This window comes from Nocardiopsis sp. iso_238, from assembly GCF_056173325.1.
Map to the genome: position 1 here is coordinate 3,665,721 of NZ_CM149668.1, position 20,097 is coordinate 3,685,817.

Below are 20,097 nucleotides of genomic sequence, written 5' to 3' on the forward strand. Positions count from 1 at the left end.
GGTGCCCGGGGCGCGGTCGGTGCGCCCCGGGCAGGTGGGTTAAGTGGTGCGGGGGTGACCCGGCCAGGACCCGTCCGGGGCGCCGGGGCACAGCAGCCGGTACGTGACCATGTAGGGGCCGCCCGGGTCCGCGTCACGGTCCAGCTGGGTGCTGCCCAGGACGAGGCGCTCACCGATGCAGTCCCGGCAGTAGCGGGTGTAGGACCGGCTGCCCGGCCCGTCGAGGATCTCGATGTCGGCGTCCCGTTCGCGGCAGCGCTGGCAGTCCTGGCGAGCGTGCGGGTAGGGCAAGGAGGTGGGGGCGCTCACGTGCTGCTCCTGTCGGTTCCGGGGTGGGTGTCGGCGGCGCGGCGTTCCTCGGCGCGGTGCGGCGCGGTGGTCGCGGCGAGCTGGGCGCGGAGGTCAGCGAGTTCCGCGTAGGCGGCGTTGCGCTCGTCCCGGTACCGGTCACGGGCGCGGCGGGCTTGGTCGCGGTCGGCGGCCATCGCCGCACGCAGGGCGTCGCGCTGCTGGGCGCGGCCTCGCCGCGCGGACTTCCAGGCCAACCGGAGGCGGGCGATCTCGGTGTCGCGGCGGTCGAGGGCAGCGAGGCCGTTGACCCAGTACTGGTTCGCCTCAGCCCGCGCATCGGCGAGGGCGCCCTCCAGGTCCTCGATGCGGCGGCGCTGTAGGACAGTTTCGTCGTGCAGCTGGGCGACGCGTGCGCACGCGTCGTCGTACTCCGCTGCCAGGCCGGGGGCGGCGGCACGCTCTCGGCGGATCGGATCGACGATCGCGTCGATCATGGCAATCTGGGCGGGGGTGAGGTGGTCAGCCACGGCCGGTCTCCAGCGGTTGCAGGTGGGTGAGGGCGATGCCCCCGGCGTAGTCGTCCACCATGGCCAGAGGGTGACCGGACCCCAGTTCCCACGCAACAGAGCGGGTGCGGGTGATCAGCGGCTCGTCGGTGCTCGGGCCCAGCGAGTACCGGCGTACCAGGCGGGTAGGCGGCGTTCCACGCTTCGGCGGTCGGCCCTGGGATCGGGCACCTGCCGACGTGGGTGACGGACCGCAACCAGCCCTGGTTGTTGAGTTCGTGGCGGCCGGGCGGGATGGTCTTGTACTCGACCAGGTCGCCGGGTTTGATGGGCTGGTCGCACTGCCGGTCGCAGGTGCGGGGTTTGCGGGCGCGGTGGGTGGTGGTGAACATCAGCCCGCCACCGCCACGAGGACGCTCTCCAGGGCGTCCGGGGACAGCACCACCAGGGCCCCAGACGGCAACTCGACCACCCAGTGCCCCGCGAACAGGGCCACCCATGCCCGCTGCTCGGCCAGGTAGACGCGGGCCTGCTCGATGTTGGTGTCGGGCAGGAACGCGGGGCGGCGGTCGGTGGATGCTTCGACCAGGGCTCGGATGTGGTCGACGGAGGTGGTGTTGATGCCGTCGTACTGCACCGCGTTGATGGTGACGGGGGCGAGAGTGATGGGGGTCATCAGGTCTGGTCCTTCACGGTGTCGAGTGCGGCGAGGTGGTCGTCCCCGCACCACCCACAGCGCGGGTAGGCGACGGTCCGCTTGTCGTCCCCGTCCATCTGGGCGGCGCACTCGGCCATGTCCGCGCCGGGGTTGTCTCCGAGGTGGGTGTTCAACCAGTCCCGCAATCTGGTGGTCTCCTCGCGGTTGAGCGCGTGATCGGCGCTGTCCTCGTGGTCGTCCACGGTTACGGGAAGCACCCCATCGAACGGGGTGGGGGTGACCTTGAGCCGGTCGCCGTTCGGGCCTCGGCTGACGAACTGGGGGCCGCGGTTGGCTTCCAGGTAGGCGTGGGTCTCAGGCTTCATCGGTGGTGGTCTCCTCATCTGCGACTTCCAGGCCTTCGACCGGCAGAACTGCCCGGTGCAGCCTGCCCACGGCGGCCACGTATGCCTCAGGGGCAGAGGCAACAGGTCCGTGCAACACCGCCAGGACGTCATCAGCAGCCACGACAACGCACCCCTCCGGGATCTGAAGCTGGAGTTCAGGGGCCTGGGCGTTCGGTTCGGCGTCCATGTATCCGGCGAGGACCATGAGGTGTTCGAGGTGGATGCCGAACAGGCGCGAGATCTTGACGAGGTGTTCGACGCTGGGCTGTGCTCCTGATTTCCAACGGCTGATGGTGGGTTGGGGGACGCCGAGGGTCTGCGCGAGCGCACTGTTCGTGGTGAAGCCGGTCGCGCGGCTGGTCATCTTGAGCCACTGGGAGAACTCAGGTCTGGCTGGCATCGGGGCCGTCACCTTGACTTCGTAGATCTTGAAGGACATCGGCAACGGTGCGGCCCATGACGGTCAACTCGGGGGCGACCTCCCGGGCAAGGCGCATCGCTTCCGGGTAGGGGAACCGGTGCTGTGCCAGCCACTCGTCAGTGCGCTCGGACGGGCGGGTCTCGTACTCCCACACCCCGGCCGAGGACAGGCACCCCCCGTGGCGGGTGACAGCCCACAGGTCGTGGCCCCGGTACTGCACCTGGACGGTGAAGTGAGAGGCGTCAGGGTGGGTTTCGGGGACGGCCGACACCTGGTAGGTGGTGGGCTGCACCCGGACACCGTCCGCCGGGGGCGGGTCCACGGAGACCTTGCGGTCGCGGATCAGCCTGGTCACGAACGACTGCTTCAACCCGAACCACTCGTTCCCGGTGAAAGTTCCTACGACGTTCGCGGCTTCCTCCAGACCCCGGTTCGCGCCAACCCGGTACGCCTGGGCGATGGCCTTGTGGACCAGGGCGGCGAGGTCGGTGTTCCCGGTCTGGTCAGCGACCAGCGCCCGCATACGCTCAGCGATCTCAGGCATCAGTGGAACTCCCGGTTAGCGAACCAACGGCGGCCGTGGCATTTGTTGCGGGCCTTGCTGCGGTAGCGAAGACGCGCGGTCACCCGGCGGATGTACATGACCTCCGCCCTCGTCAACCCCTTGACGCGCCACTGGTTCACGACCCCGTACAGGAGCCCGGAGGCGTAGACGGTCGCGACGACGACGCACATGAGGGCGACGGCGGCGAGGATGACCGCGGCCGACCACATCAGGAACAGTTCAGGCACCGGCCGACCCCTTCGAGGGGCGGGGGATGTGCAGGACCGCGAGGAAGAACCCGAACACGGTGGTCGTAGCCCACCCGGCGCTACCCCACTCGCCAGCAGCAGCGGACCCGATCGCACCGAACAACGCCATCGCGATGATCAGGTACGAACAGGTGATGGTGATCCGGTTCATGGCGGGGATGCTCATTGGTCGGCCCCCTTGTGGGTGATGGCTTCGTAGAGGTCCTTGGTCCACCGGCAGTCACCCAACGCGGTGTGGCGGTCGTAGTCGTCGGGGTCGATCCCGAAGGCTCGGGAGATGTCCGTGGTCCGGTACGGCAGTGTGGGCGTCTGGTAGCCGAGGGTGGGGAGGTTCTGCGGGAGTTCCGCCATGAGCCGACCGGCGCCGAGGGTGATGACGTCGACCATCCGGTAGTGGGCGGCCCAAGGCTGGCCGTGCTGGGCGAGGAACGGCTCCAGCATCCCCTTGTCGAACGTGGGGTTGGAGCCGATCACGACCGCGTCAACGAGGATGCGGGCCAGCTGGCGGGCGGTCTTAGCCGGGTTCAGGAGCGCCATGGTGGCCTTCCCCGTGCCCTGGGGGTGCCGGTCCCAGAACCCGCCGATCTCCAGGGCGCGCGGGTCGGCGTTGGTCAGGTCCACGGGCAGTATCCATTCGTGCTCCACCGGTTCTTTGCCAGGCTCTTCTACGATGGCGGCGACCTCCCACGGCCGGTGGATGCGCAGGAGTCCGTTGGTCTCGCAGTCGAGGTGGACGATCTTCGTCACGGGATGTCCTTCCGGGAGGGGCGGCCGAGGTTTGTGGTCTCGGCCGCCCGGTTCGATGTGGGGGTTAGGCGGCGTTCTTCGCGGCGCGGGCGCGTGTCTTCGTGGCGCGCTCGTAGTCCTTGAACCGGACCTTCGCCACGTGCGACCTGTCCGGAGTACGCAGCACGACCCCCTCCGCGTTACCGAGACCGTCCTCGTCCAACGCCACCCGCGTCTCCCCCGCGACCACGCACAGGTACGGGTGCATCTCCGCCACCGTGGTGGGCACCCCGGACGCGGGGATGGTGGCCAGGCGGGGGGTGAGGGGGATGCCGGACGCCGTGGAGATTCCCGCTAGTTCCGTCTCCGTGGCGAACGTCTGCCCTCCCTGGTTGCGCCACGCAGCGATCTGCTCGACCTGCCCGGTCAGGATCTCGGCGGGAATGATGGCGGCGTCGAACAGGCGGGCGCCGAACACGTTGGTGTGCCCCGTGTACTGCTTCCACCGGGCGGTGATCCCGCTGCCGTACACCTCCAGGAAGTACACGGCCAGACCAGCGCCGGGGCGGGGCAGGTCCCGGGCGATGTCGCGGAGGGTGTGGACGATGTTCTCGGCGGGGTTGTGGACGCGGTCGCCGTGGGCGTACAGCAGCTCCTCGCGGGACCCGATGAACAGGTCACCTGCCGGGTCCACGATCACGCGGGCGTTGGTGCCGTCGACCTTCTCGGTGACGATGACGTCCTGGCCGTTGGGGAACGGGGTGTGGTCGTCGGTGAGGAGACCCTTGTCCGCGAGCTGGTGGTAGGTGGGGATCTTGGGGTACTTCGTGGCGGAGTTGAGAACCGCGTTGGAGAGGTCGTTGAGGAAGGCCACAGGGGGTCCTTTCCGGCATGGGGGTCGGGGTGTGGCGGGGGGTTCACCCCCAACCACACCCCCAATATTACCACAATTGTGTGCAATTACTGGCTCTTGGGCAAGGAGATCCCCCGCCCTCGGGGGGGGTTAGGGCACCACCCGCACCGGGATACCCGCCGCCCGCGCACGACGCACCATGTCAGCAGTCCCCCGACCACCCCGGAACGCCACCAGCACATCTCCCCCGGCGTCCACCATGCCCTGGTTCCGGATCGGCCCCGCCGCCCTCCCGTGCCGCTTCCACTCAGCCGGATGGGGTTCGGTCATCCACCCGGCACGAGCGGCCACCGACGCCGCCAGCCGGTCAGCGCCCGACGCCGCCCCGTGCACCAACGTGACATGCTCGCCGGGGCCGAACCGGAGGACGGTCTCCTGGAGGGCGCGGGCGACCGCGGCCCGGTCTGTGTAGTGTCGGCCGCCGGTCACGATCACACGCCGGGTCACGCGGTGCGGCCTTCCATGATGAGGCGGGCGGTGTCCACGGCCAGGGCGTACTCGGCGGGGATGACCCCGGCGAGGTTGACCCGCTCCCCCGCCCAGTACCGGAGCCACCCCTCCACCCCGAACATGCGGCGGGTCAGCGCACGGTCGGCGGCGTGGGTGAGGGTCTGGGTGTGCGCGTCGTCCTGGTCGATGAGGGCGCGGGTGTCAGCGGCTACCTGCTCTTCGAGAGTCAACGGTCTGTCTCCTGGTGGTCGGCGGGGGCGTCCTTCTTGAGGACGTAGCCGCTCTTGCGGTCGCGGCCGGTGCGGGTCGTCGGGGACGCGTGGAACTGGTGCGCCCAGATGGGGCGGGGTCGTTTCCCGTCGTAAGCGTCCACCACCGAGACCCGTCCGGCTTGGATGGAGACGACGCGGACGGTGATGTTGTCGCGGGGGGCGGCGGAGGTCCACACCTGGCCGGGGCGGATGTGGTCGAGGTTCTGCGGGTCGTGCTGGGTCATCGGGTGGGGCCTTCCTGGGGTTGGGGGTGGGGTGCGTTGGGTTGCGCCCCACCCCGGGGTGGGGTCAAAGGTGGATGTTGCCGGTGAAGTCGCGGCTCTGGATGTGGAACGCGCCGGGGGCGACGTCGCCGGACACGTTGCTCACGACCCCGCCGGTCTCCTCCAGTTCCTTGATGCGGGCCTGGGCGGCAGCCAACTCGGCGGACAGCGTGTCGGCCCTCGCTTTAGCCTCACGAGCGGTCTCCCTCAGCTTGTCCACCATGGTGAGGCCGGTCTCCACCTCCTCGCCGTCCACGGTCACATTCAGCAACTCCGGTTCCTCACCGAGATGGAGAGACCGATTCTGGTCCCACCCGGCACAGTGGGCGCACAGGATGGGGACGGCGTCGTGGGCCTTCTCGATGGCGTCTTCGACGTCGGTCGCGGTCACGTGGATGGTGATGTCGGCGGTGGTGATGAGGTTGACGGTGAACTCGGTCTGCTCGGTCACGGTGGTTCCTTTCAGGCGGCGGTGGTCAGGCGGGGGCGGAGTTCGGCCAGCCCGGCTTCGGCTGCGGCGATGATCTGGCGGAGGTGGGCCCCGGCGGGGCCGATCGGGGCGCCGGTCTCGTCCGTGGCGGTCAGGGCTTCGTCCAGGGCGCGGGCGTGGATGCTGATCTGGTCGGTGTGGGGGTGAGGGCGCGGGCGGCCTGCTGGGGGGTCACGGGGGTGGACCTTTCTTCAAAGCCTGACTGGCCAGATCGGGCCAAAGGGCTGACATGGAAATATGGGCGTGAGATTCTAAATGGTCCTTCCCCCAAAGACGGGACTGTCTTGAAGTTCCACAATTTTGTCCTTATTCCAGCTCTTTCACTATGGTTAGTGGCCATCTGGATACTGCTGGCCCCACCTCCGCAACCCGCCATCGTGATGGAAACTCCCCGCCCTGACTGCCCATCCACAACCCTTTACACGGGAGAGGAATGGACGACTGAGTTCCAGGACATATGCAAGAACGCGCGAGCCCGGTCCATGGTGATGGCACTGTTCCCGCTGACTGCTTCCGTGCCGTTCTGGGCGCTCTGGGCTCGATATTCGGCGAGACCTACCAAGTCGGATATGAAGGCGGACCGAGACAAGCCCGTGCTGTAACGCCAGCCTCACCACGCGGCGGCCTGCTGGGGGTCACGGGGGCCTCCGGGTAGGGTTCGGGTGGGTCCACCCGGGGTGCTGAATTCACCCCGGGCGGGCCCTTCCTGCTGGGTCACGCGGCGGCCGGGTGGGTTTCCTGCCAGCGGGCCAGCCACGCCAGCCCCTCGCCCTTGTGATCGGCCATGTGAGCCGCCCACGCGGAAGGGGTGGCCGCACGGTCCCCGCACACCGGGCACCGATCCCGGGGGATGCTGGCGACGGTAGCGGGGTCCACCGCCCAGTCACCCCGGTATTCGTGGACCAGCCGCTGACGGTCGAACGCTTCTCGGGCTAGCTGCCTGGTGTCGGCCGGGGCGGCGTGGTCGTTCACGGTGCTCCAGTGAGTCTCGGGGGTGTCGTTCACGGGAACCTCGGACCAGTCGTGGTGGTGGGGCTGGGGGTGAACACGACCGTGGACCCGTCCGCGCGGATGACCTTGACCGGGCCCATGTAGTCGGCGGCGGTGAGCAGCATGTCTACGATGTCCTCGTCGTCGGTGCTGGTCGCATGGATGACCTCCACAGCGACCTCCACTGATCGGAGATCGTCGTGGGCGGCCTTACCCTCCCGGGTACGGCTGTCCGGGACGAGCGGCATGTACCCTTCCGGTCCCCACCCGTCACGGGTCCACCCCCGGGGGTACGCGGCGGAGGTGTCGGGGACGAACACCCCCTTCGGGTGCGGGCGGCTCCGGTCGGCGGTGATCCAGTACTGGGTGCCTTCGGGGAGGCCGTGGCGTTCCCGGAACTCGGTGATGCTGATCAGGTTCTTACTGCTGCTCATCGGGGGTGGTCTCCGTCTGCTTCGCGTGGCGGGGGGTGTCTTTCAGTGCTTGGTCGAGGGCGTAGCGGGCGATCTGCGCGGCTTCGACCAGGGCATCGACGTGGGCCTTGTCGGGGCGGGGGCTGAGGTAGGCGGCGCGGTTGATGAGCACGTCCAGGGGACGCTTGGCCTCCCTCAAGGCGAGAGACCAGTGGGTGTCGAAGGCGGCTAGCATCTTCTGTTCGGCGGTGCGGGTGGCGGCCTCCCAGATGCTGCGGTCCTTGCGGGCGGCGTCCACCGCGTTCTGGGTAGCGCGCATCTCCAACTCGCTGACGCGGGAGGCTAGGGCGGCGTTTTCCTCTTCGAGTTCGGCGCGAGTGCTCATCAGGTGCTCCTGTCGTGTGTGGCGGGGTCGGTAGGTGGCGGGCGGGGGGCAGGGGGGCAGGGACGCTTCGACGGCTGCCCGACGGTCGGGGTACCGCCCGGACACACGCCACACGGTGGCTGTGAGGCGTGGGTCCGGGCGGCGGTGGGAACCCATCAGACGGTGGCCGGGACCTGATCGGGGCGCTGGCGGCCACGGCCCATGTCCACGGTCAGGGTGGGGGCGAGACGTTTCGCGGTCGCCATGGCCTCGTTGAAGGACATGAGGCTCGCCTCCCGGGCGCGGTCCTTCTCGTCCTGGCTGCCCATGGGCGGTTGGAAAACCGTGCTGCCGTCCTCCAGGTACCGGAACCCCCACCGGGTCACGTACCACCGGCCGGGGGCCTTCTCATCGGCCGTGACGTGCAGGGTGTAGAGGGGCGCCCACGGGTGGGTCGGGGGGAGGGCGCTGACGCTGTAGGTGGTGGGGCGCACGTGGGTCATAGGGGGCTCCAGTCAGGGGGATGGTGGGGCGGCCGTGCGAGTGGCCGCCCCGTGGGGCGATAGGGGGTCAGGCGGACGGGGGCGGGTTGTCGATGGCGTAGGTCGCCATCTGCACGCAGAACCCGCAGTCCTCCGAGGTCTTGTTGCGTAGACACAGGTCCGACGCGGCGTGCATGGCAGCGGCGTACTCTCTGATGCGGCGCTCCCGGGCAGCAGCCTGGGCGACCTCGCGGTCCTGCACGAGCTGAGCGAGCTGTGTCAGCAGCAAGGGCGCTTCGTCCCACGGCACCGTGGTGACAGGACCGCAGGGGTCTTTCGGGTTGTAGAACCGCACACCATCCGAAGTGCTCGCGAACGTGTGGGTGCCGGGGGAGGGCGCCGGGTTCTCGGGGAGGGGGATGATCGCGGCGCGGACGCCGTGCCGGGCCAGGTCCTCGGACGCCCACCGGATTGCGGTCTCGGAGGCCTTCGCGTCGATGGTGTAGGCGTCGCGGAGGGCCTGTACGGCTTCGGGGCTGGCGGTTTCAGACATGGGTGTGGCCCTTCTGGTGGTGGTGTGGGGTGGTGCCCGCACCGGGCGTTGAACCCGGGGTGCGGCCGGTTCCGGCGGGCGGCGGTTCCTAGCGGGCGCGGTGGATGAACCGGAACGTGTCGGTGTCGTCGCGGTTGTGCTCCCACCCGGTCTGGTCGGTGAGGTACATGACGCCGTCGTACTCGAAGGTGCGGGTGACGACGACGGTTTCCTCGCGGCCCTTGTAGTCGGTGAGGGCGACGATGTCGCCGGGCTTGATGTCGTAGATGGTGGGGGCGTTGGCGGTCATGTGTGGCCTTCCTGGTGAGTGGGGTGGGCCCGCCCGACAGGACGGGAAGGGCGGGCCCGGGGAGCGGGTTGAACCTCAACCCGTTCTGTATGTACAGAATACACCCTAATTCGTATGTACACAACTCCGGTTATTCGGGGGGCGCCTCCCCCACCTCCAACGCCCGCCCCAACACCGCACCCACCTGCGGCAACCGCCCATCCCGATACACCGCCCCGAACACAGCCGCAGCCCCCCGCGCCGGAGACACCACGACCTTCGGACCCCCCACCTCCAACTCCAACCCGGGCACCGTGACCACCTCACCCGTGGTCAGGACCACCCCGCCGAACTCCTTCATCTGCTCTTTCATCTTGTTCAGCGTCGACTTGCGGACGCTCCGCTCAATCTCGGTGGGCATGTTCTCCTCCACCCACCGCGTGAGCGCCTTCTCATCGGTCACGACCGCGTTCACCGGGGCCTTGTCCGCCCGCACGCTGCCGATCTTGTGCCAGTTCCCGTCCTCGTCCTGGAGGTGGACGTTCTTCGTTTCTCCCGGCGTCATGTCCAGGTTTGGGTCACCCGTGCCGGTCACCAGTCGGTGCTTGTACTCGTCCACCTGGTCCCGGACCCTCTTGACCAGGGTGTTGGAGAACAGCAAGAGCACCTGGAGTTCAGCAGGCCCGAGCGGGCCGGGGGCGTCGGTGCCCCCGGCCTGCCCGGCGTCATCACGCGGCGGCGTCACCAGCACCCGCCTTCTCGGCCTCCGCGAGCGCCTTGCCGCGCTGGGTGATCAGCAGCCCCAGCGCCGTCGTTCCGGTCGGGCCTTCCACGACCGCGCCCAGCAGACCGCGCGACCGGGCGTCAGCGTGAAGCTGGCGGAGCACATCCACGGTGACGTCATCCGCGAGTGCCCTCGTCGCGATCTCGGTACCGGCCGGGGACGCGACACCGTTACGCAGCCACGCCAGAACCTCCGCCGCGAACTCCTCCCCCGGGTGGTGGACCACAGCGCCGGTCAACGCGACCGCCCGCGACTTCGTGACGGTCATGGTGCCGTCGTGCATGTCCGCGACGAGGTCCATCTCGTACTCGATGCCCTCGCGCTGGTCGGGCTTCGTGCCGAGCTTGACGGGTTCCTTCTTGCCCCGGTCGTTGGTCTGGATCTCGTAGGCGACCTTGGAGCGCATCGCGACGACGACGTGCCCCGGGTAGTCGAGAAGGGCGTCAATCATCTGCCGTTCGAGGGGTCGGACCTCCTTCCACCCGGAGAACGAGTTGTTGCCCTTCGCGCGAGAGTCGGCCTGCTCCAACATGCCGTTGGCACCGCTCCAGAAGTGGGACATGGAGTCGATGAACACGGCCTTGTAGCCGATGTTCGCGGCCACCTGGAGGGCGTTGATCAGGGCTTGCGGGTGGAAGTCGGTGAGGTTGAGGGTGTCGAATCCGAATTCGTCGGCGTACTTGGACGCGGACCCGCGTTCGGTGTCGATGATGGCGGGGCGTTCCCCGTCCGCGAACGTGGTCGTGAGCTTGAGGCCGGTGTAGGTCTTGCCGGAGCCGGGCGGGCCGATGAGGGCGACGCGGGCGCGGGCGAGTTCCTTGGTGGCGGGGGCGAACTGCATGTTGTGGATCAACGGTGTTCCTGTTCCATGAGCGGGATGGGTGGTGGTGTGCGGGGCCGCCCCGGGAGCGGGGCCGGGGCGGCCGGGCCGGGTTAGTCCCGGTAGCAGGCGCGGGGGGTGTCGGGGTCCGCGAGGTGGTCGTCCCAGGCCTGGTCGGCCAAGTCCACCGTCCAGTGCGGGGCGTCCCAGATGTCCGCGCCGCACTCGGCGCAGGACGCCATGCCGAACCCGTCGACGGTGATGACCTGGGGGAGGTCGATCTCCTCGAAGGTGGGGAGGGTGGCGGCCGGGGCGGGGGCGAGGGTGGCGAGCATCTGAGGGGCCTTTCGGTGGTGGGATTCGGGGGCTTCCCTCCCCCGTTTCGTATGTACAGTTTACCACAGGTTTCGTACATACAGCACAGGCTGTGGCATGATTACGTACATACGAAAACCACCCCAGGAGGCCCACACCATGCCGATCGGCAAGACCTTCCCCCGCACCATCCGCTTCCCCTCCAAAGAGTTCATGGGCGCCCTCGACGCCGTATACGAACGCCAGGGGACCAACAGCAGCGCCCGCCTCATCGAGCACGCCATGGCCGACATCGAACGCGACGGAACCACCGAAGAAAAAGCCCTCGCCCGCGAACACCTCGCAGGACGCCCCGCCCGCGGCCCCAAGCCGAAGAACTCCACGCCGGCCTCCCTCTCCCCCGCTGAGGAACTGAAGCAGTGGGCGGACCGCCGCGATGAAGGCCTCATCACCGACGAGGAGTTCCAGGCCAAGAAGGTCAAGCTGCTCGGGCTGTGATTCACGGTTCCACCACGGTGCGCGACCGCCCGTCAGTACGCTCACCGCATGAACATGAACTCCTTCGCCCCCGAACAACACCCCCTGCGATTCATAGGGGCGGGCCTCGTCATCATCGGCGCCTTCGGCCTCCTCCTGGAGCTGTTCCCCCAGATGCGCGTACCCGAGGTCACTCTGCCTCTGGGCCTCGGCACCTTTGCCTTTGCGTGGTACTCGTGCAGGCTCCTCTCTCACAAGTGGGGCCGAGAGGCCAGGAAGAGGGCGGTGGAAGAGGCGCGAGCGTGGGCAGAAGAGGTCGGTACGCCATACGGCAACCAGACCGTCAACAACACGATCAACGGTTCCCCCGAGGGGCCGGTGGTGATGGGCCGCGACTTCGGAGACGTTCACCTGCACGACCCCAACGCGGACGGTGTCCCGGGCTCGCGGTCCCGCTGACCATCCGGGTCCGGTTTCGGATCATCGGGGTGGATCGCGAGAATCCGGGCTTCGGTGTCCTCGTGAACCCGGCGTGTGGGCGGTAGCCCGGCGTTCCTTCCGGCCCACAACGCTCGGACCGCGCGCCGGTCCACCCCGGAGCGGGCGGCGATGGTGCGGGACCCCCACCCGGCCGCGAGTAGGCGGCGCACGTGCGCGCGGGTTCGGGCGGCGTCCACCAGCTCGGGTCCCGGGACAGCGAGCCCGAGCACGGCCATGAGGTCCGGGTCAGCGGCAGGGCGCCGGTTCCGGCGGGTCACCGCGCACCGGCCGGGTACCAGGTGCCGTTGTGGTCCTGGTGGTACGTGCCTGGTGCGGTGGTACCGGCCGACAGGATCACGGCCAGGGCCGTACTGGTTTCGTGGTGCAGGTCCCGGGCGATGTCCCATGCCTCGGGGAGATCGTCGAACGCGTCCGAGTTCCAGCCAAGGAGTTCGGCCACGTCCTGGGGGACACTGCTGCTCCCGTAGGGGCGTTTCGCGTCCGGGTCGTGGTCGTCCTTGAGCTGGAGGAGGGTGACGTGCTCGGTCTTGAGAGTGAACGTCGCGGTCGGACACGAGGGGTTCACCGCGGCCTTCATGGTGGGCGGGGACAGGCGGTCCTCCAGGGCAGCCACCCGGTCGGCCAGCTCGCACAGGGTCGGCACCTCGTCCCCGGGTTCAATAAGGTCCTCCTCAGGGAGGGTGTCGCCGTGGGTGGCCTGGGCGAGGCTGCGCAGGCATCCCAGGCACGTCGCCTCGCGGATGAGCGGGGTAACGGTGACGTCGCGGGTGCCCTGGCCGCAAGGGGTGATGCCCTCCGGGGTGGCCACGTGTACGTCGGGCTCGCTCTCGACGGCGTCGCCGGGGAGCAGCGGCAGGGCGCGGATGCGGTCAGCCGGGGTTTCTAGCCGCGACCACTCGCCGTCTGCCGCGATCTCGGCAGCCCGCGCGCGCATGGACGGGACGGCGTCCTCCTTCTCCCGGGTGAGCTGATCGACCAGTTCGAGGAGGAGCAGCCGGTCCCGGGCCGCGAGGTTGAGCGGGGCGTCCGGGTTGGGGCCTTGTGACGCCCGCTCTCTGATCTCGGTGAGGAGCTGGGCGGCTGGGGTGGGGTGGGACATCGCGGGTTCCGTTCCGGTGTGCGGGGTGGTGTGGGCCGCCCCGGTGGTGGGGCGGCCCCGGGGCTACGCGGCGGCCTGGAGGTTCTTGGCGGCCTTCTCGCGGGCGCGGCGGGCACGGTCCCGCTCGGCCTGCTTGTCCGCGAGCGCGCGGGCACAGGGCGGGCACGGCTTCTCACCGGCCCGGTAGTGGCGGTGACCAGCGGCCGGGGTGCCGTGCTCGGGGGGCGGGATGTCGCGTCGAGCGGGCGCCCCCGGGGTGCGTTTGGCAGAGTTCACGCAGTCCCGGCAGTCAGCCCGGCGCCCCCATCCGCCGCTGCGGTGGTACTCGGTCAAGGGGAGGGTGCGGCGACACTTCCGGCAGGTTTTCGTGACGGCGGTCATCGGGTCCTTCCAAAGGGGGGTGGGGCCTGCCGTGGCCGGGCAGGCGGTCACGGCCACGGCAGGCGGAACGGGGGTCAGGTGCGGTCGGCGCGCTGCGCGGCCTGGTGGGCGTTGATCAGGTCGATCGCGTCGGGCTGCTCCCACCACGCGTCGATCGCGTCCTGGTGGTGGGCGACGAGCTTCTTGAGCCGGTCCATGGGGGCGTGCCTGATCGCGGCGGACAGCGCCTCGTCCTTGAACTTCGGCGGGTACTCGTCGGCGGCGTAGCCGAACCCCTCGGACTGGCACTTGCCGTCGAACTGGGCGAGTTCCACCCAGTCGTGCGGGGAGAGTTCGTGGTCGGCGGGGTCGAACGGCGGCGCCCAACCGGCGGCCGACAGCCCAGTGCGGATCTCGTCGGTGACCAACAGGGCGAGGTTGTTGCGCTGGTGGAACTGGCCCGTGGTGCAGGTGAGGAGGTCCCCCACCTCCTGGGCATCGGTCCCGGCCCCGGTGCGGATGCTGGCGTGACCGTCCTTGCCGAGCAGGATCATCGCGGCGTAGTCGTCGGGGCCGACGACCTTGACGTCGAACTCGGGGGTGGGGATGCTCATGCGGTGTCTCCGAGGGTGGTGAGTTGTGGTGGTACCGGTCGTGCCGCGAGGCACGGGAGTGGCCCGGCCGCCCCTGTGGGGGAGAGGGTCTTAGGCGGTCACGTAGCGGGTGGCCGTGTACTCCTCGGCACGCACGCGGTGGACGGTGACCGGGTCGCCTTGGAACCTGTCGCAGTCCTGGTATTCCGTGGCGGGTTCCTCATACGGGAGCGACCACAGGGTGTCGTCGGAGTCGCGGCGGATGATGACCTGGTGGAAGGTGGACCACCGGCTGTCACCGGTCTGCTCGTCGTGGATGGGTGTGTAGCCGCCGTGGGGGTCGCCGTAGTCCTTGAGCTCCCACAGGGCTTCGGCGGTGTCCAGCGGGATGGTGTGGGTCTTCTCAGTGGCGGACATGGTGTGGCCTTCCTGGTGGGTGTGAGGGGCCGACCGTGCGGGCGGGCGCGGGTCGGCCCGAAGGGGATCGTCAGTTGACGCGGAACCCGCCGTGCTCAGCGGCCTTCTCCAGGTACTCCACCCACCGGCCCCAGTACTCGCGCTCCGGCCCCACACTCGCGTCGAGCTGGGTGGGGGTGGCCGCGCGGGCGGCGTGGGCGGCGGCCTTGCACTCCTCGGGGGTGACGAGCCATCCGTCGTTGGTGGAGAACTTGAAGTCGGGAATGCCGGGGGTGTCGCCGGGGTGCTGGGACAGGTGGGTCTCCAGCCGGGTGGCGAAGTCGCGGGCGGCCTTGGCCTGCTCCTCGGTGAGCTTCGGAGTGTCGGCGTCGGGGTCTGGGGCCGCTTCGTCTCCGACCGTCCACACGTGTTCCCAGGTGGTGCCGTGCTCGTGCGCCTGTGGGAACCTCCCGGGTTCGGCGGGGTAGAGCATCCCGAGACGGTGCATGGCGTCCGCAAAGCGGGCCATACCGAAGATGTTCAGGCGGAAGTACGGGTCGCCGTGCTGGGAGGCGTCTTCCCAGGTCATGTCGTAGCCCACGGTGGGGGTGTCCTTTCGAGCGTGGGGGTGTGGGGGCCGACCCCCGAGCGGGTGGGGGTCGGCCCCGGGTGGGGTGGGGTGGGGTGGTCTAGAACGGGGGCGAGTCAGAGGTGGCACCGCCACCGAAACCGCCACCCCCGCCGCCGGTCGCCCACTGGTCCTGGGCCGGGGCTCCGCCCTGGTGGCCGCCGGACTGCTGCCCGTACCCGCCGCCCTGACGCTGCTGCTGGCCGCCGTTCTGGCGCTGGTTCCGGGTCACCGACGCGGTCGCGTTGCGCAGCGCCGGACCGATCTCCTCGACGTCGATCTCGAAGACGGTCCGCTTCTCACCCTCCTTGGTCTCGTAGGACCGCTGCTTAAGAGAGCCCTGAACGATGACCCGGTCGCCCTTGTGCAGGGACTCGGCAACGTTCTCCGCGTACTGCCGCCACACGGTGCCGGACAGGAACAGGGCCTCCTGGTCCTCCCACTCGCCCGACTGCTTGTTGAACCGGCGGGGGGTGGACGCGACGCGGAAGTTCGCGACGGCCGCACCGCTCGGGGTGAAGCGGAGTTCGGGGTCGTCGACGAGGTTGCCGACCAGGGTGATCTGGGTTTCGCCTGCCACAGGGGGAGCCTTCTCTTCTCGTGGGTGCCTGGTATCGCGTTCGCGCAGGTCACCCCCTGGCTTGGGGGAGGTTTCCTCCCCCTTGGGATACCCCAATATTACCATAATTGTGTGCATTTAGGGGATCTGAAGACATGAGTGTGCTCTGGGACTCTTCACAACCAGGGGGTCAGACCGTCTTGACCTGCGCCTCCCACTCCCCCGCGTGGCCCAGACGCACCCACACGGCCCCGACGTACAGCACCGGCACCTCGGCAGGGTCCGCCCACTGCCCGATCCGGAACCCGCGCCTGGCGGCCTCCGCGGGCTGCGACTCGATGTGGCCGTGACATCCGGTCGTCGCGGACCCGTGCACCAACAGCAAGTTCGCCGGGCTGTTCGCGTCCGCCCGCCTCGTGCCGCCCATGCCCCGCGCCCGCCTGTGCTGCAAGCTGTGATCCTCCGGGGACACCGGGCCGCCGCACCACGCGCACGCCCCACCATCCCGCTCCCACACCAGCGTGCGGGTGGCCCTGTCCGGGCCCGTCATCCTCCGCCGCCTCATCACGCCGCCTCCCGTCGCACCACTCGCGCAGCAGCCTCCGCCGCGCGCACCCTGTTGAACTCCCTCGCCGCAGCCAACGCCAACGGCGACAACTCACCCTGCTCACGGACCGCCCGGTAGTTCCGCACCAGATCTGCCCGGTCCATCCGAGCCACCTCCCGGGCCAACTCCGCATCCAGCTCCTCGGGCGACAGATCCAACCAACCGTCGTCCCAACCCGCCGGGGGCGCCCACCCCTTCCCGACGGACTCCCGGCGCACACGGTCGGCCAACCACCCCTCAGGACGCACCGACCACAGGCGGCCGTACACCTCACAGATCCGACCGTGCGTTTCAGCCGCGACCTCCGACTGACCTCCACGGGCCAGCCGAGTAGAAAGTTCCACAGACAGTCCTGCTTCCCGAGCCACCCGCGACGGCGACCAACCCAGAGCGGCCAGGCACCGCAACCTGTTCGTCGCACCGAACGCCCGGAACCTGCCCCGATCGGGGCGCGGACCGTGCGGGTCCACCTGGAGAATCGGGGTGGCGGTGTCGGCGTACACACGTCGGTCGGAGTTGTTGTAGGCGGTCGTGATCGAGGACAACGCCACCCCGGACGCCTGGGCGATCTGGGTCGAGGTCCAACCCAGCTCCCGCATGGTCCGGATGTGGGCGCGAACCCGGTCAGCGTCGCCGTACCGGTCCCACTGGCCGTAGGCCTTGAGCCGGGTGACGTTGTTCTGGTAGTCGCGCAGGGCCTGACCACAGGGTTCGCACCGGCATCCGTGGTACTTGTATCCGCTGTACTCGCCATGCGGGATCATGTCGGCGCCCATCAGCCCTCCGCCAGATCAACCGCGCGGCAGTAGTGACCGTGGAATCCCACCTCGACCGTCGTCGTCGGACCCGCCCGGTGCTTGCCCACGATCAGGTCCTGGAGCCCGGCCCGCGGTGTCTCGGGGTCGTACTCGTCCTCCCGGTACAGCAGGATCACCACGTCCGCGTCCTGTTCGACACTGCCGCTCTCGCGCAGGTCGGACACCATGGGGCGCTTGTCCGTGCGCTGCTCAGGGCCACGGTTCAGCTGGGCCGCGACGATGACACCAACCTCGAACTCCTTCGCGATCAACTTGAGCTCGCGGGAGATGTCGGAGACTTCCTGCTGCCGGTTGTCGGACCGGCCCGGGGCCTTCATCAGCTGGAGGTAGTCCACGACCACGAGCCGGGCCGGGGCCCCGGCGCGCTGCATTCCACGCAGGCGGGCGCGGATGTGCGCGGTGGTGGTGTTCGCGGAGTCGTCGATCTTCAGCGGGGCTTCGGCCATCCGCGACCGGGCGTCCGACATCCGCGCCCAGTCGTCTTCCGTCATCAGCCGCTCCTTCATGGTGTGAAGCGGTACCCGGGACTCCGCGCACAGCATCCGCATGGTCAGTTCCTTGCGGGACATCTCCAGGGAGAAGAACGCCACCGGCAGGTTGTGGCGGATCGCAGTGTGGCGGGCCGCGTCCAAACCCAGGGTGGTCTTGCCCATGCCGGGGCGGCCGGCCACCACGAACACCTCCCCCGGTTCGATGCCTGACGTGAGCGCGTCGAGGTCCTTGTACGGGAGTTCGACACGGTCACCCTCCTCCGGGGCGTTCTGGAGGTCGTCGATCACCTCCGGGAGGACGTCACCGAGGTCCACGAACCCGTCCACGTCCGTCCCCCGGGGGGCGGTGGCGGCCTGCATCTCCGCGTCGATCAGCCCGATCAGCTCATCCACGTCCCCGCGGCCCTCAAACGCGATCTGGGCGGCACGCCGGGCACCTTCCAGGGCGCGGCGTAGGCGGGCCTGCTGGATGATCAGGTTGGCGTAGTAGGTGGCGGACCCCGGGCTCATGGTGTTCGAGGACAACTCGATCAGCTTGACCGGGCCGCCGGTGGCGATGGACTGGCCGCGCCGCATCAGCTCGGCGTTCACGGACGCCTGCGAGATGGGGTCGCCGCTGTCGGCCAGGTGGCGGGCGGCGTCGTAGATCAGCTGGTGGGCGGGGCGGTAGAAATCCTGGGTGAGGAGACCGAGTTCCCCGACTGATTCCACCGCGTACTTGGAGATCAGGCACAGGCCGAGCACGATCTCCTCGGACGGCAGATCGTGGGGGTCGGTCTGGGCGGGGGCGGGTTCAAGGGCGGAGGTCATCGGCGGAGCTTCCTACGGTCGTCGCCGTCCAGGAGGACGACGGTGGCGTTGTCACGGATGCGGGAGGCGGTGCGTTCGTCGAGCAGCCCGGCGAGGTTGAGTTCGTTGGAGGTCAGCAGCACCGGTTTCTGGTCTTCGGAACGGTCGTTGACGATCCCGGCGAGGTGTCCGGCGTCCCACTCGCTGATGCGTTGGGCGCCGAGGTCGTCCAGGGCGAGGAGGTCGGCGTTGATCCACCGGCCGATCAGGTCCTCATCCAACGGCGGGGCGATGGCGCGTTGCATCGTGTACGCGGTCGCGGCCTCGAACCTGCCGCGCCAGTGGTGGGTGGTGATCAGGTAGCGGGCGAGCGCCCACAGGTGCCAGGACTTCCCGACACCGACCGGGCCGACGAGGATGAGGTTGCCGGGCTCCCCGGCCGCGTACTGGTCGCACCAGGCGGCCACCTGGGGGTGGAGGGTGCCGGGCTTGTCGAACACCCGGGGTTGGCGGGCGATGAACCGGGCGAGCCGGGCTTCGGCCTGGGTTCGCGCCCAGTGGTCGCGGGCCGCCTGGTCGTTCGCGTCATGGTCGTGCGGGGTCATCAGATGTTGACCTGTCCGTTCGTGTAGTCGTTCCGGCTCGGGGTGGCTTGTCGGGGTCCGCCCTTGAACCGAGAGTCACCGGCGGCGGGGGCGAGCTGTTCGGGTTCGTTGTCGTAGGAGCCCTTGCGCAGCCACACCGCCGGGTACTTCGTGTGCTTGCGGTCCTCGGGGTTCCACGTGGTCGCGTAGCGTTCGGCCGCGGCGATGATGTGTTCCGGGTCGACACCGGCAACGAGGGCCTGGTGCCAGGCCTTGCACGCGTCCTTACGGTCGGCCTTGCGGGGGTAGGCGGTGTAGAAGCGGACGAAGTCCGGGGTCTGTTCGGTGTAGTCGACCTTCTTCTTCACCGAGGGCTTCGCCTTCGAGTCACCGTCGTCGCTGGAGTCCCTGCTCGGGTCCTCTCCGTCAGGAGAGGGAAGGTAGTTACTACTTCTCTTCTCTTCTCTTCTCTTAGGGGGCGTGACACCGTGACCGTCACGCGTGACATCTGGCGTGACATCCGGGGTGGGAACCGGGGTGTCCTCTGCCCCGCCCGGCACCAACTTCAGCTGCCCCGGCGCGACCTCCCCCGACTCCTCGACGGCCTTCCTCTCGGCCGCTTCCCGCTCCCGCTGGCGGCGCTTGCGCTCCCTCGCCTGCGCCTTCTTCCGCTCCTTCTCCGCTTCGTCCGGGGCGCTGTTCCAACGCTCCCAACTGCGGATTTGCCAACCACCCTCCGCTTCCACCCACAGCTCCCAGTGCAGGAGCGCGGCCACTGACTGCGGGACCCCGTCCGGGTGCAACCCGACCGCGATCACGGGCAGGTCGTAGTCCGGGATGAACCCGTGGGAGTTGGTGCGCTTGGCGTAGACCAGGGCGCGGATGAAGAGGAGTTCAGCAGCGATCCCCGCGCGGCGAATACCTTCGTCGCTGACGTAATTCACGTCGAGCGGGACGAACAGGCCGGGGTGTTTCACGGTCTTCCTTAGGTGCCTGGTGACGGTCACAAAACGGGTC

The 20,097-nt window shown here is 69.1% G+C and carries 36 protein-coding genes; 2 read left to right on the top strand and 34 right to left on the bottom strand.

Annotation, left to right across the window (positions count from 1 at the left end; translation table 11 throughout):
• Positions 1-39: 39 nt before the first annotated feature.
• The 23 genes from AC0VYL_RS16600 to AC0VYL_RS16710 form a co-directional block, all read right to left on the bottom strand.
• A complete protein-coding gene (locus AC0VYL_RS16600; protein WP_475480733.1) occupies positions 40-309 on the bottom strand; it encodes a hypothetical protein in 270 nt (89 codons plus the stop codon).
• Positions 306-818 carry a hypothetical protein gene (locus AC0VYL_RS16605; RefSeq protein WP_475480734.1) on the bottom strand — a complete coding sequence of 171 codons (513 nt, stop codon included), beginning with the start codon at positions 816-818 and terminating at the stop codon, positions 306-308. Before AC0VYL_RS16605 ends, AC0VYL_RS16600 begins: the two co-directional genes overlap by 4 nt.
• Before the next feature lie 370 nt (positions 819-1,188).
• On the bottom strand, positions 1,189-1,473 hold the full coding sequence (locus AC0VYL_RS16610; protein WP_475480735.1) for a hypothetical protein: 285 nt from the start codon (positions 1,471-1,473) through the stop codon (positions 1,189-1,191).
• A complete protein-coding gene (locus AC0VYL_RS16615) occupies positions 1,473-1,820 on the bottom strand; it encodes a hypothetical protein (RefSeq protein WP_475480736.1) in 348 nt (115 codons plus the stop codon). Before AC0VYL_RS16615 ends, AC0VYL_RS16610 begins: the two co-directional genes overlap by 1 nt.
• Complete coding sequence (locus tag AC0VYL_RS16620) at positions 1,810-2,280, bottom strand: helix-turn-helix domain-containing protein (RefSeq protein WP_475480737.1); 471 nt, start codon at positions 2,278-2,280, stop codon at positions 1,810-1,812. Before AC0VYL_RS16620 ends, AC0VYL_RS16615 begins: the two co-directional genes overlap by 11 nt.
• The gene (locus AC0VYL_RS16625) at positions 2,225-2,806 is read right to left on the bottom strand and encodes a hypothetical protein (RefSeq protein WP_475480738.1); all 582 of its coding nucleotides are present in this window, start codon (positions 2,804-2,806) and stop codon (positions 2,225-2,227) included. The genes AC0VYL_RS16620 and AC0VYL_RS16625 overlap by 56 nt, the downstream gene beginning before the upstream one ends.
• On the bottom strand, positions 2,806-3,054 hold the full coding sequence (locus AC0VYL_RS16630; protein ID WP_475480739.1) for a hypothetical protein: 249 nt from the start codon (positions 3,052-3,054) through the stop codon (positions 2,806-2,808). The genes AC0VYL_RS16625 and AC0VYL_RS16630 overlap by 1 nt, the downstream gene beginning before the upstream one ends.
• Positions 3,047-3,241, bottom strand: coding sequence for a hypothetical protein (locus AC0VYL_RS16635; RefSeq protein ID WP_475480740.1), 195 nt, complete (start codon positions 3,239-3,241; stop codon positions 3,047-3,049). The genes AC0VYL_RS16630 and AC0VYL_RS16635 overlap by 8 nt, the downstream gene beginning before the upstream one ends.
• Positions 3,238-3,822, bottom strand: coding sequence for a 3'-5' exonuclease (locus AC0VYL_RS16640; RefSeq protein ID WP_475480741.1), 585 nt, complete (start codon positions 3,820-3,822; stop codon positions 3,238-3,240). Before AC0VYL_RS16640 ends, AC0VYL_RS16635 begins: the two co-directional genes overlap by 4 nt.
• 64 nt (positions 3,823-3,886) lie before the next feature.
• Positions 3,887-4,675: an RNA ligase family protein gene (locus AC0VYL_RS16645; protein WP_475480742.1), complete on the bottom strand. Its 789-nt coding sequence runs from the start codon at positions 4,673-4,675 to the stop codon at positions 3,887-3,889.
• A gap of 129 nt (positions 4,676-4,804) precedes the next feature.
• On the bottom strand, positions 4,805-5,161 hold the full coding sequence (locus tag AC0VYL_RS16650) for a DUF2493 domain-containing protein (RefSeq protein ID WP_475480743.1): 357 nt from the start codon (positions 5,159-5,161) through the stop codon (positions 4,805-4,807).
• Positions 5,158-5,394, bottom strand: coding sequence for a hypothetical protein (locus AC0VYL_RS16655; RefSeq protein ID WP_475480744.1), 237 nt, complete (start codon positions 5,392-5,394; stop codon positions 5,158-5,160). The genes AC0VYL_RS16650 and AC0VYL_RS16655 overlap by 4 nt, the downstream gene beginning before the upstream one ends.
• Positions 5,391-5,660 carry a hypothetical protein gene (locus AC0VYL_RS16660; RefSeq protein WP_475480745.1) on the bottom strand — a complete coding sequence of 90 codons (270 nt, stop codon included), beginning with the start codon at positions 5,658-5,660 and terminating at the stop codon, positions 5,391-5,393. The genes AC0VYL_RS16655 and AC0VYL_RS16660 overlap by 4 nt, the downstream gene beginning before the upstream one ends.
• A 64-nt stretch (positions 5,661-5,724) precedes the next feature.
• Positions 5,725-6,150, bottom strand: coding sequence for a hypothetical protein (locus tag AC0VYL_RS16665; protein WP_475480746.1), 426 nt, complete (start codon positions 6,148-6,150; stop codon positions 5,725-5,727).
• A 753-nt stretch (positions 6,151-6,903) separates the two neighbouring features.
• Positions 6,904-7,194: a hypothetical protein gene (locus AC0VYL_RS16670; RefSeq protein ID WP_475480747.1), complete on the bottom strand. Its 291-nt coding sequence runs from the start codon at positions 7,192-7,194 to the stop codon at positions 6,904-6,906.
• Positions 7,191-7,613 carry a hypothetical protein gene (locus tag AC0VYL_RS16675; protein ID WP_475480748.1) on the bottom strand — a complete coding sequence of 141 codons (423 nt, stop codon included), beginning with the start codon at positions 7,611-7,613 and terminating at the stop codon, positions 7,191-7,193. Before AC0VYL_RS16675 ends, AC0VYL_RS16670 begins: the two co-directional genes overlap by 4 nt.
• A complete protein-coding gene (locus AC0VYL_RS16680) occupies positions 7,600-7,911 on the bottom strand; it encodes a hypothetical protein (protein WP_475480749.1) in 312 nt (103 codons plus the stop codon). Before AC0VYL_RS16680 ends, AC0VYL_RS16675 begins: the two co-directional genes overlap by 14 nt.
• Before the next feature lie 221 nt (positions 7,912-8,132).
• Complete coding sequence (locus tag AC0VYL_RS16685; RefSeq protein ID WP_475480750.1) at positions 8,133-8,459, bottom strand: hypothetical protein; 327 nt, start codon at positions 8,457-8,459, stop codon at positions 8,133-8,135.
• Positions 8,460-8,526: 67 nt separating this feature from the next.
• Positions 8,527-8,991, bottom strand: coding sequence for a hypothetical protein (locus AC0VYL_RS16690; RefSeq protein ID WP_475480751.1), 465 nt, complete (start codon positions 8,989-8,991; stop codon positions 8,527-8,529).
• 88 nt (positions 8,992-9,079) lie between these two features.
• Positions 9,080-9,280, bottom strand: a complete 201-nt coding sequence (locus AC0VYL_RS16695) for a hypothetical protein (protein WP_475480752.1) — start codon at positions 9,278-9,280, stop codon at positions 9,080-9,082.
• A 130-nt stretch (positions 9,281-9,410) separates the two neighbouring features.
• A complete protein-coding gene (locus AC0VYL_RS16700; protein WP_475480753.1) occupies positions 9,411-10,004 on the bottom strand; it encodes a hypothetical protein in 594 nt (197 codons plus the stop codon).
• On the bottom strand, positions 9,988-10,896 hold the full coding sequence (locus AC0VYL_RS16705; protein WP_475480754.1) for an ATP-binding protein: 909 nt from the start codon (positions 10,894-10,896) through the stop codon (positions 9,988-9,990). The genes AC0VYL_RS16700 and AC0VYL_RS16705 overlap by 17 nt, the downstream gene beginning before the upstream one ends.
• 80 nt (positions 10,897-10,976) lie before the next feature.
• Entirely contained in the window at positions 10,977-11,198 is a 222-nt protein-coding gene (locus tag AC0VYL_RS16710; RefSeq protein ID WP_475480755.1) for a hypothetical protein, read from the bottom strand.
• A 139-nt stretch (positions 11,199-11,337) separates the two neighbouring features.
• Between AC0VYL_RS16710 and AC0VYL_RS16715 the strand changes: the two genes are divergently transcribed.
• Positions 11,338-11,676 carry an SHOCT domain-containing protein gene (locus tag AC0VYL_RS16715; protein WP_475480756.1) on the top strand — a complete coding sequence of 113 codons (339 nt, stop codon included), beginning with the start codon at positions 11,338-11,340 and terminating at the stop codon, positions 11,674-11,676.
• Positions 11,677-11,724: 48 nt separating this feature from the next.
• A complete protein-coding gene (locus AC0VYL_RS16720; RefSeq protein WP_475480757.1) occupies positions 11,725-12,114 on the top strand; it encodes a hypothetical protein in 390 nt (129 codons plus the stop codon).
• 295 nt (positions 12,115-12,409) lie between these two features.
• Here the strand turns inward: AC0VYL_RS16720 and AC0VYL_RS16725 are convergent, their stop codons facing one another.
• The 11 genes from AC0VYL_RS16725 to AC0VYL_RS16775 all read right to left on the bottom strand — a co-directional run bounded on the left by AC0VYL_RS16725 (position 12,410) and on the right by AC0VYL_RS16775 (position 20,057).
• Positions 12,410-13,255, bottom strand: coding sequence for a hypothetical protein (locus AC0VYL_RS16725; RefSeq protein ID WP_475480758.1), 846 nt, complete (start codon positions 13,253-13,255; stop codon positions 12,410-12,412).
• Positions 13,256-13,318: 63 nt separating this feature from the next.
• The gene (locus AC0VYL_RS16730) at positions 13,319-13,588 is read right to left on the bottom strand and encodes a hypothetical protein (protein ID WP_475480759.1); all 270 of its coding nucleotides are present in this window, start codon (positions 13,586-13,588) and stop codon (positions 13,319-13,321) included.
• 122 nt (positions 13,589-13,710) lie between these two features.
• On the bottom strand, positions 13,711-14,229 hold the full coding sequence (locus AC0VYL_RS16735) for a hypothetical protein (protein ID WP_475480760.1): 519 nt from the start codon (positions 14,227-14,229) through the stop codon (positions 13,711-13,713).
• Between the two features lie 90 nt (positions 14,230-14,319).
• Entirely contained in the window at positions 14,320-14,625 is a 306-nt protein-coding gene (locus tag AC0VYL_RS16740; protein ID WP_475480761.1) for a hypothetical protein, read from the bottom strand.
• A 70-nt stretch (positions 14,626-14,695) separates the two neighbouring features.
• Complete coding sequence (locus AC0VYL_RS16745; RefSeq protein WP_475480762.1) at positions 14,696-15,193, bottom strand: hypothetical protein; 498 nt, start codon at positions 15,191-15,193, stop codon at positions 14,696-14,698.
• A gap of 100 nt (positions 15,194-15,293) precedes the next feature.
• Complete coding sequence (locus AC0VYL_RS16750; protein WP_475480763.1) at positions 15,294-15,812, bottom strand: single-stranded DNA-binding protein; 519 nt, start codon at positions 15,810-15,812, stop codon at positions 15,294-15,296.
• A 169-nt stretch (positions 15,813-15,981) separates the two neighbouring features.
• Positions 15,982-16,242 carry a hypothetical protein gene (locus tag AC0VYL_RS16755; RefSeq protein WP_475480764.1) on the bottom strand — a complete coding sequence of 87 codons (261 nt, stop codon included), beginning with the start codon at positions 16,240-16,242 and terminating at the stop codon, positions 15,982-15,984.
• Positions 16,243-16,355: 113 nt separating this feature from the next.
• Positions 16,356-17,174, bottom strand: a complete 819-nt coding sequence (locus AC0VYL_RS16760) for a hypothetical protein (protein WP_475480765.1) — start codon at positions 17,172-17,174, stop codon at positions 16,356-16,358.
• On the bottom strand, positions 17,174-18,517 hold the full coding sequence (gene dnaB, locus AC0VYL_RS16765) for a replicative DNA helicase (RefSeq protein ID WP_475480766.1): 1,344 nt from the start codon (positions 18,515-18,517) through the stop codon (positions 17,174-17,176). Before dnaB ends, AC0VYL_RS16760 begins: the two co-directional genes overlap by 1 nt.
• Positions 18,514-19,101, bottom strand: coding sequence for an ATP-binding protein (locus tag AC0VYL_RS16770; RefSeq protein ID WP_475480767.1), 588 nt, complete (start codon positions 19,099-19,101; stop codon positions 18,514-18,516). Before AC0VYL_RS16770 ends, dnaB begins: the two co-directional genes overlap by 4 nt.
• Complete coding sequence (locus AC0VYL_RS16775) at positions 19,101-20,057, bottom strand: hypothetical protein (RefSeq protein ID WP_475480768.1); 957 nt, start codon at positions 20,055-20,057, stop codon at positions 19,101-19,103. Before AC0VYL_RS16775 ends, AC0VYL_RS16770 begins: the two co-directional genes overlap by 1 nt.
• Between the last annotated feature and the right edge of the window lie 40 nt (positions 20,058-20,097).